General features: G+C 59.6%; 7 protein-coding genes, 3 pseudogenes and 1 riboswitch. Of the genes and pseudogenes, 9 read left to right on the top strand and 1 reads right to left on the bottom strand.

All coding sequences use genetic code 11. The annotated features are described in order from the left end of the window. Positions 1–83: 83 nt before the first annotated feature. From BREU_RS11320 to BREU_RS12715, 3 genes and pseudogenes are all read left to right on the top strand, one after another. Positions 84–2,711: pseudogene (locus BREU_RS11320) on the top strand (putative Ig domain-containing protein); the annotation flags it as partial. Positions 2,712–3,470: 759 nt separating this feature from the next. Beyond that, positions 3,471–4,855 (top strand): annotated as a pseudogene (locus BREU_RS12720) (glycoside hydrolase family 43 protein); the annotation flags it as partial. Between the two features lie 993 nt (positions 4,856–5,848). Then, on the top strand, positions 5,849–6,547 hold the full coding sequence (locus tag BREU_RS12715) for a bacterial Ig-like domain-containing protein (RefSeq protein WP_462138067.1): 699 nt from the start codon (positions 5,849–5,851) through the stop codon (positions 6,545–6,547). A 208-nt stretch (positions 6,548–6,755) separates the two neighbouring features. Here BREU_RS12715 and BREU_RS08520 read toward each other — a convergent pair whose 3' ends face one another. Continuing rightward, positions 6,756–7,235 carry a DUF4143 domain-containing protein gene (locus tag BREU_RS08520; RefSeq protein WP_052382094.1) on the bottom strand — a complete coding sequence of 160 codons (480 nt, stop codon included), beginning with the start codon at positions 7,233–7,235 and terminating at the stop codon, positions 6,756–6,758. A gap of 240 nt (positions 7,236–7,475) precedes the next feature. After that, positions 7,476–7,572, top strand: a riboswitch (TPP riboswitch). A 48-nt stretch (positions 7,573–7,620) separates the two neighbouring features. On the opposite strand from BREU_RS08520, the pseudogene BREU_RS08515 reads away from it, so the two are divergent. From BREU_RS08515 to BREU_RS11640, 6 genes and pseudogenes are all read left to right on the top strand, one after another. After that, positions 7,621–8,976 (top strand): annotated as a pseudogene (locus BREU_RS08515) (solute carrier family 23 protein); the annotation flags it as partial. Positions 8,977–9,170: 194 nt separating this feature from the next. After that, on the top strand, positions 9,171–10,313 hold the full coding sequence (locus tag BREU_RS08510; RefSeq protein ID WP_193786516.1) for a LuxE/PaaK family acyltransferase: 1,143 nt from the start codon (positions 9,171–9,173) through the stop codon (positions 10,311–10,313). Positions 10,314–10,317: 4 nt separating this feature from the next. Continuing rightward, positions 10,318–11,865 (top strand): acyl-CoA reductase, encoded by a 1,548-nt coding sequence (locus tag BREU_RS08505; protein WP_044089246.1) that lies wholly within the window; start codon positions 10,318–10,320, stop codon positions 11,863–11,865. 467 nt (positions 11,866–12,332) lie between these two features. After that, entirely contained in the window at positions 12,333–13,103 is a 771-nt protein-coding gene (locus BREU_RS08500; protein ID WP_044089294.1) for an SDR family oxidoreductase, read from the top strand. A gap of 152 nt (positions 13,104–13,255) precedes the next feature. Further along, entirely contained in the window at positions 13,256–13,972 is a 717-nt protein-coding gene (locus BREU_RS11645) for a LuxR C-terminal-related transcriptional regulator (RefSeq protein WP_081886641.1), read from the top strand. After that, positions 13,969–15,195, top strand: coding sequence for a histidine kinase dimerization/phosphoacceptor domain-containing protein (locus tag BREU_RS11640; RefSeq protein WP_081886640.1), 1,227 nt, complete (start codon positions 13,969–13,971; stop codon positions 15,193–15,195). The genes BREU_RS11645 and BREU_RS11640 overlap by 4 nt, the downstream gene beginning before the upstream one ends. The last annotated feature ends 24 nt before the right edge of the window (positions 15,196–15,219 follow it).

Raw genomic sequence — 15,219 nt, 5'->3', positions numbered from 1 at the left:
ATTGTACTCCCAATATTCTAAGCGCTTACAAAATAGTGTATGCTAAGGAGCGTGTAAACGGTCACGGCGTTCGTGATCCTTGCATGGGGTTCATCAGGAGGAATCCCGAAGGAAAGAAACCAAGGAGTGCAATGAAGCGAATAACACCCTCTGAATCCCAGAGGACATCGGCTTCTCAGCCGACGCTGCGCAAGGCCATGGCGGCCATTGCCAGTGCGGCCATGCTGCTGACCATCGTGCCGTTGGGGGTACAGACGGCCGCAGCAGCGGAGCCGACGTTCACTGATGACGGCACAGTCCAGACCTATGCGGCCACCGGTGCCGGCACCGACGTGCTCGGCAACAAGACCGACACGCCGGATGTGGCCTCGGACAAGTACCAGGTCACCATCAACGACACCCCGGTGGAGGCCGTGCAGTACACGGCCAAGGGCCACAACTTCGACATCGCGAGCTTCGCGTCCAGCTCGCGCACGCCGGTGGTCAAGGTCACGATGATCAACGGCGAGAAGATCGACAAGGTCAACATCTACCCTGAGCGCTACTACGTGGGCAAGTACGAAGTCAGCGCCGACAAGACGACCCTGACCTTCAAGATGGAGTCCAGCCTGTTCTCCGCCATGGTGATGATCAACAGCGGCGACACGGTCAACGCCAAGGGCCAGCCGTACCTCGCGCTGATCAACGACACCATTGAAGACAAGAGCGCCGCACCGAGCGCCGAGGCGGGCACCAGCGCCGACGAGCAGGCCTGGGGCTACAACGAGGCCACCGGCGTGCTCAACTTCAAGACCTTCGCCAAGCAGTATCTCGAATCCAAGGCCGGCACCACGCTGCCTGACGGCAAGACCACGGTGAAGAAGCAGGAGGCCATCGCCTCCCACCACACCTCGCTGTGGAATGACGGCAAGGGCACCGAAGTCGGCGGCCAGACCGCCACCGGCGTCACCTCCGAAGGCCGCATCATCTACGGCAAGGACAAGGACGGCAACGTCGTCACCGACGCCGCCGAGAAGGATACCGTCGTCAGCGGATCCGAGACCGTCACTCAGGTCGGCTACCCCGACCAGCGCGCCATGAGCGACGACGACGCCACCTACGCGCTGCAGGCTGCGTTTGATTTCATCGAAAACAAGGGCGCTTCGCTCAACACCCTGTACTTCCCGAACGGCACGTACACGTACGGCGGCCTTGACATCAACGGCGTCGACGGCAGCAAGGTCAAGGGCGGCACGCTCAAGATCTACGCCGATGAGGGCGCGCTGCTCAAGAACCACGTGCAGCCCTACCGCGAGGCCCAGGAGCCGGCCATCGGCATCTGGAACTCCAAGAACATCGAGCTTTCCGGCCGCGGCATCTACGACGGCCAGGGCGCGAAGAACTACTCCGACAAGAACGGCAACACCTCCGGCGACAAGAACGACGCCTACAACAGCCAGCATCAGGCCGGTGTGATGGTGGTGCAGTCCAGCGACATCGTGTTCAACGACACCTACATGCGCGGCGCCAAGCAGTGGAACTGGGAGACTCACACCGCCAAGAACGTGACGTTCAACAACATCAAGGGCCTGACCCCGTACGAGATGAGCTGGGGCGACGGCATGGACTTCGCGTCCGGCCAGAACCTCACCGTCAACGGCGCCCTGACCTTCGGCAACGACGACACCTTCGCCTCCGGCCACTACAACCCAGGCCGCTGGTTCCAGCCGGACAAGCCGGACCTGTACAACAAGATGTTCAAGTTCAACACCGACAGCCCCAACATCCAGGGCTATGACAACGCGGTGGGCGGCTACGACGCGTTCGTGGAATCCCACGGCATCGGCAACGACGCATGGGATACCGCCGACAGCCACGACATCACGCTCAACAACACGTTGGGCTGGTCGTTCTCCGGCGGCAACGGCATCCGGCTCGGCCATGAGGCCCACGGCTACCAGCTGAAGAACTACACGTTCAACAACTTCAACTCGCTGGGCTTCAAGGGCGGTGGTCGCGCCATCACCATCCAGAACCACACCGACATCTACCCGCGCTACGAGAACATCGTCATCAAGGACTCTTCGTTCGACACCTCGCGCGTTGGTACGAACTTTGACATCAACGGTGCCGACGGCTCCAGCAAGGCGACCGTCAAGTCAGCCGATCAGCAGCAGAACGGCTATCGCCCGAACCCGGACGGCAGCAACGCCGACTACAACGTCGAGCGCTTGCCCATCGCCAAGGTGACCATCGACAACACGTGGTTCTCCAACGCCAACGCCGGCTTCGCGCTGAACAATATCACCGATGCCACCGTCAACAACCTGTACGTGGGCGGCAAACAGGTGCAGTACACGAACATGGCCAAGTTCACCAAGAACGACTCCGTGGCCAACTTGGCCTACACCTACACCGACGCGGACGGCAAGACCCAGAGCGTCAAGCAGAACACCGTACCGACGTTCACCGCTCCCGAGTCCGACACCGTGACTGCCAAGAGCGATGAGAAGCTTAGCTTCGATGTCACGGTCTCCGACCCCGATGTGGAGAACGGCGACAATGTGAAGCTTACGGTCTCCGACCTGAGCGGGCTCAAGGGCGCGACGTTCGATGCCGCGACCGGCAAGTTCGAGTGGACCCCCACCGAAGAGCAGATCGGCGAATACCCGGTGACCTTCACCGCGGCCGACGCCGGCGCCCAGGCGGGCGACTACGACGCCACCACCAAGACCGTCACCGTCAAGGTGATCTCCTCCAAGTCCGAAGTCAAGTCCGTGGCCGCTTCTGGCGACGCCTACGTGGCGTCCTGGAAGTCAAACAAGAACAACGACTACAGCACCAACCCGGTCAAGAAGCAGACCGACGGCTACTTCGCCGTGCGCAACGCCGACGGCAAGGGCCTGTTGGGCGAGCAGAACAAGAGCACCAGCACCGGCGACGGCACTGATGTGAAGCTCGGTTTCGTGCAGTTCGATCTGAGCCAGTTCAACGGCAAGACGCCGTCGCTGGCGCAGCTGAAGCTCACGCTGATCGGCCGCCGCTATGACACCGCGAACCGTGCGGACGAGCAGATCACGGTGACCCCGGTCAACGCCGACAAGCGTCTTGACGGCACCGCGTTCGACGGCACGCTGTCCGGAATGACCTGGAACACCCGCCCGAACTTCGACGCTGCCGACGATGCGACCACCGCCTCCGCCGCGTTCGACAACAGCAACAACGAAGTCCGCAACGACGTGCCCGGTTCCGTGCTCGGCACCACGGTCACTGTTGACGTGACCAAGGCCGTGCAGGATGCGCTGGCAGCCGGCAAGACCACGCTCACGCTGGCCGTGGGTGGCAAATTCGCCAACGACGAGCTGTACTTCGTGAACACGAAGGGGGCCGCCGAAGGCCGTTATGGCGCCAAGGCCGATCAGGCCCCGACGCTCGACGTCACCCTGCCGCTCGACTCCGGCACCACCAAGCCGAACCCGCCGGCCACCGACGTGCCCACCACGGATCAGGTTCCGAACTACACCAAGTTCGAGGCCATCGCCGACCCGGGCACCAAGGACAAGAACTACTTCCAGCCGCTCTGGTACGCCAAGGACTCCGATGACGCCACCACCGGCAGCCACATTCAGGCCCACGGCGGCCAGGTCATCACCGTCCAGGAGAACGGCCAGACCGTCTACTACTGGTACGGCGAGGACCGTTCCTCCGGCTACTACAACTCCCACGGCGTGCACGTCTACCGCTCCACTGATGCCATGAACTGGGTAGACAAGGGCGTTGCGATGCGCTCCATCTACTACGATGCGAGCTCACCGACGACAGCTACTTCACCGACCTGTACGGCCTGAAGGATGCGGACGGCAAGGTAAACGAGGCCAAGGCCAAGAAGCTCGCCTTCTACCTCAACACCAACACCGACGTGGACGGCGATGGCGTCAAGGACACCGCGAACGCGATCTTCGAGCGTCCGAAGGTGCTGTACAACGCCAAGACCAAGAAGTACGTGATGTGGTGGCACGCGGACGGCACCAAGACTGCGGGCTCGACCGCCAACTACGAGCGTTCGCTCGCCGCGGTGGCCGTATCCGACTCCCCCACCGGTCCGTTCAAGCTGACCGGCGCATACCGTCTGCCCAACCGCGAGGATTACAAGACCGGCCACAAGAACGCAGTACCTGGTGGCTCTCGCGACATGACCGTGTTCCAGGATGACGACGGCACCGCGTACCTCATCTACTCCTCGGAGGAGAACCGTACGCTGTACATCGCCAAGCTGAACGACGACTACACCAACGTGGTGAAGACCACGAAGGACACGTCGAAGGTGGCCGATGCGGACCTGCAGTACTCCGAATCCGGCGAGTATCCATACACGCTGGCTGACGGCGGCGAGGGCGCTCCGGTCGCCGGGCAGGACTTCGTGATCGTCAAGGATCGCGGCATGCTCGAGGCACCGGCCATGTTCAAGAACAACGGCAAGTACTACATCATCGCCTCCGGTGCCACCGGCTGGGCCCCGAACAAGCAGACGTACTACACGTCTGACTCGGTGTTCGGCGCATGGATTCGCGGCGTCCAGGCCGATGACCAGTACGAGAACACCGCGTTCGGCAGCCTGCCGGAGGGTGCCGATGGCCTTCTTTCCGTGGGCGACACCCGTGGTTCCACCTTCGGCTCGCAGACCGCGTCCGTGTTCCAGATCCAGCCTGGCAAGTTCATCTACATCGGTGACCGTTGGGACTCCGGCAAGTCCAACTCCACGTATGTCTGGCTGCCGATCTCCATCAACGCCACCACCGGTGCGCTGACCATGCAGAACCCCGCCACCCAGGATCCCGCCACGTATGGTGACGGCTGGGATGTGAGCTACTGGGATCAGTCCGCAGACAACCCGCTCAACCTCGCTTCGATTGAGGTCAACGGTGCTGCGGTGGCCGGATTCAACGGCGGAACCACCACTTACACGGTGGATACCGGTGCATGGGGCAAGGTGCCTACGGTCAAGGCCGTGGCCGCCGACCCCGAGCACACGACCGTGACCGTGGACGTCAACACCGCCCGCGCGATCGTGACCGTCGCCTCCAAGGATGACCCGGCCCAGACCCGCACCTACACCGTGCGCTTCACCGCATCGGCCGAGGGCGCGCAGCAGGTGGGCGAACCATGGAAGACCACCAGCTGGGGCAACGCCGGTACCTTCCTGCAGGGTGAGGCCACCGGTTCCTTCCGCATCACCGACGCCTCGAACAACGGTGCATGGACGAACAAGGACAACCTGTCCACCATCTACCAGCCGGCCAAGCTCGGTGTGGGCGACTCGATCGAGACGACCATCACCTCCTCCCAGCCCGGCAGCAACGAGGACCCGCGTGCGGGCATCATCGTGCGCAACGATCTGAGCGCGGCCGGCCAGGGCAAGGCCCACGGCTACGCGCTGCTGATCGCCAGCACCAAGGGTGCGTTCTTCCAGACGGATTCGAACAACAACGGATTCATCGACAAGGAACTCGACAAGGTGGCCGAAGCCGCCAGCTCCATCGACACTCCGGTGTCGTTCAAGCTGGTGCGTAACTCCGCCACCGAGCTGGAAGGCTTCTACAAGCTCGCCGGCTCCGCCGAGTGGAAGAGCCTCGGCACTGCCACTCTCGGTGAGGATGCGGCCGACAAGCTCGACGTGGGCATCTTCGCCACCTCGAACAATGCCAAGGGCGACTACACCGCCATCTTCGACGGCACTGCGGTGACTGCCAAGGGCGAGCCCGAGCCCTCGCAGCCGACTGTGACCGGCATTGAGGTGAGCGGTCCGGACGACGTCGAGTACACGGTCGGTGAGACGTTCTCGGACAAGGGTCTGACGGTCAAGAAGCTGATGTCCGACAACACCTCGGATGAGGTTGCCGCAGGCGACTACACCCTGTCCGCCGTGGACGCCTCCGGTGTTGTGGTCGATCTGTCCAAGCCGTTCGCGGCTGCGGGCAAGGTCACCGTGACCGTTGCGCTGAAGGACGATGCCACCAAGACCGCCGCTTTCGAGCTGACGGTCAAGGACAAGCCGGTCACGCCTCCTGCCGAGACGACGGTCGATGAGATCGCCGTGACCAAGCAGCCCGCGAAGACCGAGTACACGGTCGGCGACAAGTTCGACGCCTCCGGCCTCGAAGTGACCGCCAAGCTGTCCGATGGTGAGACCCGTGTGCTGGGCTCCGACGAGTACCTGCTCACCGGCTTCGATTCCTCCAAGGCTGCGGACGCTGTGACGGTGACCGTGACCTACACCGGCAAGGACGCGGGCAAGGATCTCAAGCCCGCCACCTTCACCGTGAAGGTCAAGGCGAAGGATGCCGGTTCCGACAATGGCGGCAACGGCAACCAGGGCAACCAGGGTGGCAATGGCAGCCAGAACCAAGGCAACCAGAACCAGTCCGACAAGAACAACAACAAGTCGGACGGCAAGGGTGACGGCAATCTGGTGAATACCGGTTCCGCTGTCGCCGGCGTGGCTGTCGCGATGCTGCTGCTGGCAGTGGCGGGCATCGCGCTGGCCGCCGTGCGCCGCAGTCGCCGGTAGCCGGTAGTCAGCACTCGGCAGTCGATTATCGATAATCGACTACCGAGTGTTCCCGGCAAACGTACGGCTGACAGCCGACCGGCTCGGTGCCGTACGGCACCATATTGCAGGTGCTATGTATGAGGCCGCCGTCCCTTTCCTTCAGGGACGGCGGCCTCGTCGTGTCATCTGGCTGATGCGCGTGTGCCGTTGGCGCCGGTGCGGCGTGTCATGGCCGCAATGTGGTGATGGGCGCGACGATTACTCCGTCCGGACGCGTGAAGCTGTAGGCTCCGGTACCGGTGAGCACCATGAGGAAGCTGGGCTCGGACATCTTGGAGGTATCCAGTCTTCCGGCCAGCTTCAACAGGTTCGAGGCACCCTCGTTGGTTAGTTTGTCTCCTCCGAGTTTGACCTCGATGAGACCATACCGTCCGTCACGCAAATGGACCACGGCATCGCATTCCAAACCGGTCTTGTCACGATAGTGGAACACCTGTCCGCCCAATGCGTCCGCATAGACGCGAAGATCGCGGATGCACATTCCTTCAAACAGTAGGCCGAAGGTCTCCAAGTCACGTAAAATGCCCTGAGGATTCACACCAAGGGCAGCCGCAGCGATGGACGGATCGACGAAATGCCGCGTATCCGCCGATCGAATGGCGGTTTTCGAACGAAGATTTGGATTCCATGCGGGCTTCGATGACATCCCGAAAGGCTCCATTTCCTTATTTGGACCGATTTCGTTTCCTTATTTGGACTGATTTTATTTCCTTATTTGGACCGTTTTCGTTTCCTTGTTTGGCTGACGGATTTGTAACAGAATTCGTTACACTTCCGTCAGCCGAGGTGGCAACCCCGTCAATCGACATGACAAACCCGTCAATCTGGCCCGGCGCGGGAATTTCCTTGACTCACAGCCGCTGTGTTTGCTACGGTGACCTCGAAACCGATTCGTAAGGGGCGCCTCTGGCTGAGACGGCATTCGCCGAACCCTTCGAACCTGTGAGCTCATACTCGCGTAGGGACTACGACGGTTGGACGCTTCCGTTCGACTCGAGAGCCGCGTGCGCATTGAGGGAGGAAGCAAGAGAGTGTCAATACGCAAGGAACTGACCGCCCAAAACGTCCTGCTGGGCTTCCAGCATGTGTTCGTCTCCAACGTCTGGCTCGACCCGGTGTTCGTGGCGGGCGCCATCGGCCTGCCGATCGCGTTGTCGTCGAACATGATCAACGCCATCTTCATCGTCTCCGGTCTGGTCACGCTGATCCAGGCCACCCGACTGGTGCGTCTGCCCGTGGTGCAGGGCCCGTCCGCCGCATTCGACGCCCTGATGATCGCGGCCGGCACCGCCGGCATGCTGGGCGCGGCCAGCTCGTCCATCCTCATCGCCTCGCTGGTATTCCTGGTACTGTGCCTGACCGGCGTCATCGAACGGATGCGGTTCCTGTTCTCCCCGCTGATCTCGGGTGTGGTCATCTTCATGGTGGGCGTATCCCTGTCCGGGTTCACGCTGAGCGAGTTCCTCGGCGGCGCTCCCGGCGACAAGACGTTCGCCGACCCCCGCATCCTCACCGTGTCCATCCTGACCACGGCGATCGTGCTGGTGCTGTCCCTGCTCGGCAAGGGATTGCTCAAATCGTTCTCCTTCCTGATCGCGCTCGTGGTGGGTACTGTGGTCGCCGCCGCGCTGGGCATGGTGGACTTCTCCCCCGTCGCATCAAAGGGTTGGCTTGGTCTGCCGACCTTCCTGCCCTACGGTCCGTTTACGTTCGATTGGAAGATCTTCGTACCGTTCTTCATCGCCTACATGGTCGCCGTGATGGAGGCGCTGGGCGTGTATCAGGCGGCTTCCGAGATTCAGGGCACCCCGCTTGAGCGCAAGCAGGTGCGCTACGGTCTGGCCGGCGAGGCGGCCGGTTCCGCCATCTCCTCGCTCATCGGCGGCTTCACGACCACCGCGTACCCGCAGAACGTGGGTCTGCTGAACCTGACCGGTGAAGGCAAGCTGCGCACGCGCACGCCTGTGGTCATCGCCGCAGTGCTACTACTGATCCTCGGCTTCGTGCCGAAGGCCGGCGCCCTGCTGTCTGTGATTCCCTCGGCTGTCGTCGGCGGCATCTTCCTGCCCGCTGCCGCCAGCCTGATTGTGACGGGCATCCGCACGCTGCGCAAGGTCGCCGACGACGAACGCCGTCAGATGGTGATCGGCATGTCCCTGCTGCTCGGCATCGCGCTGCCGAAGGCGCTCGCCGGGCTGACCGGTGGCGCGAGCGTGTTCTTCGGCAACAACATCATGGTCGGCGTATTCTGCGCGATCATCCTCAACGCGCTGTTCGTGGCGCTGCCGGATCTGGTGGCTCGGCATCGCACGCCGGATGCCGCTGAACCGGCAACGAACGTAGCGGAGGCTGCTGCGAACGGTGCGGATGCTTCTGGGAGCGTAGCGAATGCCACTGCGGACGTTGCGAGTGCTGCTGCGAACGGTGCTAAGGCCACTGTGAACGTAGCGAATGCTACTGTAGCCGCGCCATCCACAAATGTTGTGGATAACTCGAACGTCGCCAAGCGGGACTGAGTTCAGCGAACAATAATGCATATCAGGATTCGGAATACTCAGCGGAATCGGAGGGGAGCAGATCAATGACTGCAATGACTGGCGGGACCGATGTGAAGGCCGACGCGGGCCGTATCAAACAGGAGATTCTCGATTTCATCCACACCTATGGCTGCGAACAGGCGCCGGACGAGGCGTTCGACGCCTTGGCCCGCGACGTGTTCACATACCAGTACACCTATGACCTGCCGTATCGCCGGTATTGCGCGGCCAAGCGCATCACGCCCGCCTCGCTGCGCGGCTGGCGGGAGATTCCGCCGATGCCAGTGGACGGATTCAAGCACCTCACCCTGTCCACCATCCCCACCGACCAGTGCGAAGCGGTGTTTATGACCAGCGGCACCACGCACGGCGGTGCGATGCGCGGCCGCAACTTCCACCCGGACCTGGAGGTGTGGGATGAGTCGATGATCGTGCCGTTCCGCCATTTCATCATGCCGGACCGCGAACGCATCCGCATCGCCGTGATCTCCCCCGCGTGGGACATGAACCAGAACTCGTCGCTCTCCCGCTACCTCACCAAGGCCGTGGAACAATGCGGCAGCGAGGGCAGCGGCATCTACTTCGACGAGCACGGGCTCAAGTTCGACGGCATCATCGACTTCCTGAACCGTGCGGTGGCCGATCAGGAGCCGGTCATGCTGATGGGCGTCTCGTCGTCCTACTTGTATCTGCTCGACTACCTGCACGAGCACGACCTGACGTTCGCCTTGGCCGCCGACAGCCGCCTGTTCGACACCGGCGGATTCAAGAGCACCAAGCGCGACATCACCGAGGACCAGATGCTCGCCGAACTGGAGCAGACGCTGGGCGTGCCTCGCCACCACTGCGTCAACATGTACGGCATGACCGAGCTCAGCTCCCAGATCTACGACCAGAACATCCTGTCCTGGTACACGGACGGCACCAGCAATTATCTCAAGGCGAACCCGTCATGGGTGCGCACGGTGTTCCTGGATCCGAACACGCTGACGCCCGTCAAGGATGGCGAGACCGGCGTAATCGCCCACTACGACCTGGCCAACTGGAACTCCTGCATCGGCATCCTGACCGAGGACCTGGGCCATCGCACACCGGACGGATTCCTGCTGCAGGGCAGGGCGAAGGGTGCCGAGGCCCGCGGATGCTCGATTGCGGTGGACGAGGTCATCAGTGCCAACCGCGGGTGAGGCTATGGGTGGATTTCCGGCATCCTCGACGGCCACCATCGATGTCTTCCATCTGCCTTCGGGCGTGGAGCCTGCGGAGTACGCGACCTATGACGTCGCCACGGCGCAAGGCGCGCGGCAGTTGCGCTATCCCGTGCTCAACGGGCCGGCCATCACCGCCCTCGCACGGCGGCTGACCGAGGTGCGCGCCCGCCGATTGGCCGCGATGAGCGTCAACGACATCCTCGACGTGCTGGCGCGCGCCGCCGAGCTGTGGACCGATCCCGATTTCGAGCTGCGGCGTCATGCCGAGCTGCTCATCCCCGCGATCACCGGCTACCAGTCCGACATGGTGCGTATCGAGCTGAAGCGGTACATGCGCCAGTTCCGACGCCGAGAACTGCTGCGGTTCCTTGACGCCGAAATCGGACAGCCGGCCATGCTCGACGGATTCCGGCCCAACAAGGCGGGCGGCTATTCCCGGTATGTCGGCCCGCGCCTCACGTATCAGGTGTTCTCCAGCAACGTGCCGGGCATCCCGGTGTGGAGCATGGTCATGACCCTGCTGGTCAAAGGCGCGATCCTCGGCAAATCCTCGTTCTCGGAACCGGTGATGCCCGCATTCTTCGCACGCAGCATCGCTATGATCGACCCGGAACTGGCCGATGCCATCGCCGTGGTGCCGTGGAAGGGCGGCTCGCAGGAGCTGGAGGATCCCGCCATCGACGCCGCCGACGCCGTCATCGTCTACGGTTCGTCGACCACCACCAAGCTGATCGCCGGTAAGGTCGCGGGCGCCAAGCCCTGTCTGGGCTACGGGGCGAAGATCGGTCTGGCGTTCATCGGGCGCGAGGCGCTGCGGCCGGATACGTATGCCGACACCGTGCATCGCGCGGCCGTCGATATCGCCACCTACGACCAACAGAGCTGTCTGGCCCCGCAGACCATATTCGTCGAGACCGGTGGAGCGCTTGCCCCGCGCGAAGTCGCCCAGTTGCTGGGCGGCGAACTGGAGGGGCAGCAGCGCAAATACCCTCGCGCGGTGCTAAGCGACGCCGAGAACATGGCCATCCAGCGGGCGCGCACCAATACCGAGATGCAGGCGCTGATGGGTGGTTCGGATGCGGTGATAGCCAGCAGGAACGGCACGGCATGGACGGTGTTGTATCGCGAGCTTGAGGCTGATGCGGGCGCTGAGGACGCTGGCTTGGCTGCGGCTGCCGCGACGGGGCTTGGTGCCGCCGAGACGCTTACGTCATTGCTGTCCCCGCTGAACCGGACCATCAACGTGGTGGCGGTGCCTGATCTGATGGATGCCGTCGGGCAGCTGGCCAATTGCCGTGGATGGCTGCAGAGCTGCGGCGTGGCCGTGGATTCCAGCCGATTGTTCGGCCTCGCCGATGCGCTGGCGCAGGTGGGCGTCGATCGCGTCTGCCCGTTGGGGGAGATGGATCGGGCGAAATCCGGCTGGCATCACGATGGCGGCTTCAATCTCATCGATCTGCTGCGGGCCGTGGATATCGAGCGCGGCAGTGACACATACAGCGATTCGTTCGATCTCGACATGGAATAGCGTGGCATAGCGCGGCGATGACGGCAGCAGTAGCAATTCGTTAGCGAGAGATGACTACCCCTCAGTCCCGTTTTACGGGCCAGCTCGTCCTGCAATTGTGGACGTGCTTCGCGCGCGGTTTGCCGGCTCGCCTGTCGGCTCGCACAGCACCTACAAACAGCTCCGCTGTTTGCTTTACGGTGCTGGTCCCGCAATTGTGGACGTGCTTCGCGCGCGGTTTGCCGGCTCGCCTGTCGGCTCGCACAGCACCTACAAACAGCTCCGCTGTTTGCTTTACGGTGCTGTCCTGACAAGGGGAGCCGAAATGCAGTAACGAATTGCTGACGCAGGACAGTAGTGAATATTAATTAGGGATATGGAAGGTGAGGATGATGGCAGCAGTAGGTGTAGGTAGTGCAGTCGGCGTGGCCGGTGCAGTCGGCGCGGCTGGTACTGGTGGCGCCGCGGCCGGGGGAGTGCGCGGCCCGATGGCGGATCTGAGCGGGCGGACGGCGATCGTCACCGGTTCCGGCAAGGGCATCGGCGCCGCGGTGGCCGCGCGCCTGGCGTTGTGCGGGGCTGCGGTCGTCGTGAACTATGTGCACGACGCGGACAGCGCCCAGCGTATCGTTGACGGCATCCGCGCGCTGGGCGGCACGGCGATCGCGGTACAGGCCGATGTCTGCGACGACGAGCAGTCCAGAAAGCTGGTGGACGCGGCCGTCGATGCGTTCGGCGGTGTGGACATTCTGGTGAACAACGCGTTTGGGCGGTTCTCCTTCGACCCGCGTCGTCGCTCCACTTTTACGGGTGGTGACTGGTCCGAATTCCATGCGCAGCTTGAAGGATGCCTGCATGGGGCGTATCTGATGTGCTCGCAGGTCGTGCCGCTGATGCAGGCGCAGACGTTCGGACGCATCATCAACGTGTCCAGCAATCTGGTCGATGCGCCGATTGTGCCGTACCACTCGTACATCACCGCCAAAGGCGGCCTGGTGGGCATGACCCGTTCGCTGGCCCAGGAATTGGGCGGTTTCGGCATCACCGTCAACGCCATCGCCGCCGGTCTGACGGCGGGGACCGCATCCAGCGCCGCCACCACGGAGGATGTGCGCGAACATATCATCGCCATGACGCCGCTGGGCCGTCTGGCGCGGCCGGACGACATCGCCGGGGGAGTGGCGCTGCTGGCCTCCGACCTGGCTGGCTTCATCACCGGCCAATGCTTGCACGTCGACGGCGGCCTGACCATGCGCTGAGCTTGAGGTGAGCACGCGGCGAACACGCGGTGAGCTTGGCGTAAGGGCCGCGGCTGAGAATCTATGTGCCTCTAAGAACGTACGCATCGTTACGATTGGCGTGTATATAAAGGTGCTCTTTCCCCGTTGAAAGCACAGCGGCACCCACTCTGATGTGTTATGAGGGTGGAGATAAAATAGAAGCGGGGATGGGGGAAAACATGGGACAAGAGCCATATCGTATAGGCATCGTTGATGATGATCTGATGACCTTGATAGGTTTGCGAGCGGTGATTGTATCCCAGAGGTCTGAATTCGCCAATAATGTCGAAATAAGTTGGGCGGTTCGTTCTGGATGTGACGCGATAGATCGTTGCGTTAACGAATCCACAAGACCAAATATGGTGCTAGTGGATATGTGCATGGATGGGGATAGCGGGGCGTTTACATGCAGGCGTATACGTTCATACTCTGCGAAGATGGTGATTATTGCAATAACTTCGCATTCGCTTAACAAGTATCGCAATGCAGCGAGAGAAGCAGGGGCCCAGGCGTTGATGGATAAGGCAGATGCTAGGGGAATTAGAAAGTGCATATATGATTACGCAAGAGGAAAAGAATATATCGAAGCAAGTTATGAAACGCCATTGGAAGCTTATAGGAAGATTGCAGACGGAAGAAATAAAAATGATGGAATACTGTCGGAAAAAGAAAAAGAAGTAATGAATTTATGCATCAGAGGTATGACTTCAAAAGAAGTAGCGGAAAAACTAGGATTATCAGAATCGACAATAAAAACACATATACGGCATACGATTGTGAAACTTGGGGTAGATAATAAATTGCAAGCTGTGCAGAAGTGGACAGAGATAAGCCAGGGAATCTTTTGAAACAAATTATCAACGTGATATTTAAAGCTATAACAAAAGATTATTATGCACTTGCGTTGATGATAGTTGAACTACTTGAAGTAGTTGAATTTATATCGCTTATCAGGAAAAATATATATAATATAACAGTATTTATACTAGAAACAATATTTCTCGTTCTTGCATATAAATACTCAATAATAAATGCTACTATCATTATTATAATTTCATCATGCTGTACGTTGATTCCTGACATAGCTTTTCCTTCGCAAATAGGCTATATCTGGATATCGTTTGGAATAATAGGTTACAGCAGACAACTACTGCTGAATATAATTACATGGTTGATTGCGACCGGTTCATGGTCATTGTACTTCATGACAACAACTCAACACGATTGGTCAGTAACGGGGCTGATAACTCTTTCGGGAACATATATTGGTGCAGCAATAATTGGTTATGCGATTTCTGAACATAACAGAGTAAGAGAAATGGAGATAATAATCAATCAGCGTCAGAAGGAGGAGATGCAATATAAACGGCTAATGCGCGATATGGCTTTAGCGAGTAGGCTGCATGATTACGTTACTCAAGGGCTTTCGTCAATAATAATCGAAACATGTAACTTGACTGATGATCATACACTTCCAGAATATGTATCCAAGAAGGTTCAGATAATAGCATCAACAAGTAGGGACACTCTTCGGAGGGTTCGAAGGATAATCGATGTGTTGGATGGTACCTCGGATCAATTCAATGATGAGCTTTATGAAGATAATGCATCGGTTGTCAATATAATTCGATTATCCACCGAATCAGGAGATGCCTTTTTGCACTCATTTGATATAGCTGGTTCAAGCATAATGCATAGCGATTGCAAGGCTATAATGAAGAATGTAAATAAAGAAGCCGTCAATGAAATTATTGCATTACTCAATCAGATTTACACAAACATTTTGACGCATGCAGACGCCAGTATGGGACAATATTTGGTTACAGTTACTGTTAATGAACGCGAAGTGATAATTTATCAATCGAATAGTACTTTTCGAACTATGGTAAAAAATGAAGCCGGGAAAGGCCTTATTCTGCATGCAAAGAAAATACAAGCTTTACAGGGTGATATACATACATCTTGTGGAGATGGTATATGGATTTTATATGCTCGTATACCCTTTGCCATAAAGAATACAAATGATTCAAATGATATCGCAAATGATAAATCATTTACAAATCCAGAATAACCATGAAGGGCATGGAATGTACTG

The sequence above is a fragment of the Bifidobacterium reuteri DSM 23975 genome (genome assembly GCF_000741695.1).
Lineage (GTDB): Bacteria > Actinomycetota > Actinomycetes > Actinomycetales > Bifidobacteriaceae > Bifidobacterium > Bifidobacterium reuteri.
Note: the sequence above shows the minus strand (reverse complement) of the source record. Positions and strands in the feature narration are given on the sequence as shown.

Coding starts and splice junctions, on each gene's coding strand:
- BREU_RS08520 (WP_052382094.1), bottom strand. CDS start 7,235: ATGTCATCGAAGCCCGCATGGAATCCAAATCTTCGTTCGAAAACCGCC.
- BREU_RS08500 (WP_044089294.1), top strand. CDS start 12,333: ATGGCGGATCTGAGCGGGCGGACGGCGATCGTCACCGGTTCCGGCAAG.
- BREU_RS11645 (WP_081886641.1), top strand. CDS start 13,256: ATGTGTTATGAGGGTGGAGATAAAATAGAAGCGGGGATGGGGGAAAAC.
- BREU_RS12715 (WP_462138067.1), top strand. CDS start 5,849: ATGTCCGACAACACCTCGGATGAGGTTGCCGCAGGCGACTACACCCTG.
- BREU_RS08505 (WP_044089246.1), top strand. CDS start 10,318: ATGGGTGGATTTCCGGCATCCTCGACGGCCACCATCGATGTCTTCCAT.
- BREU_RS08510 (WP_193786516.1), top strand. CDS start 9,171: ATGACTGCAATGACTGGCGGGACCGATGTGAAGGCCGACGCGGGCCGT.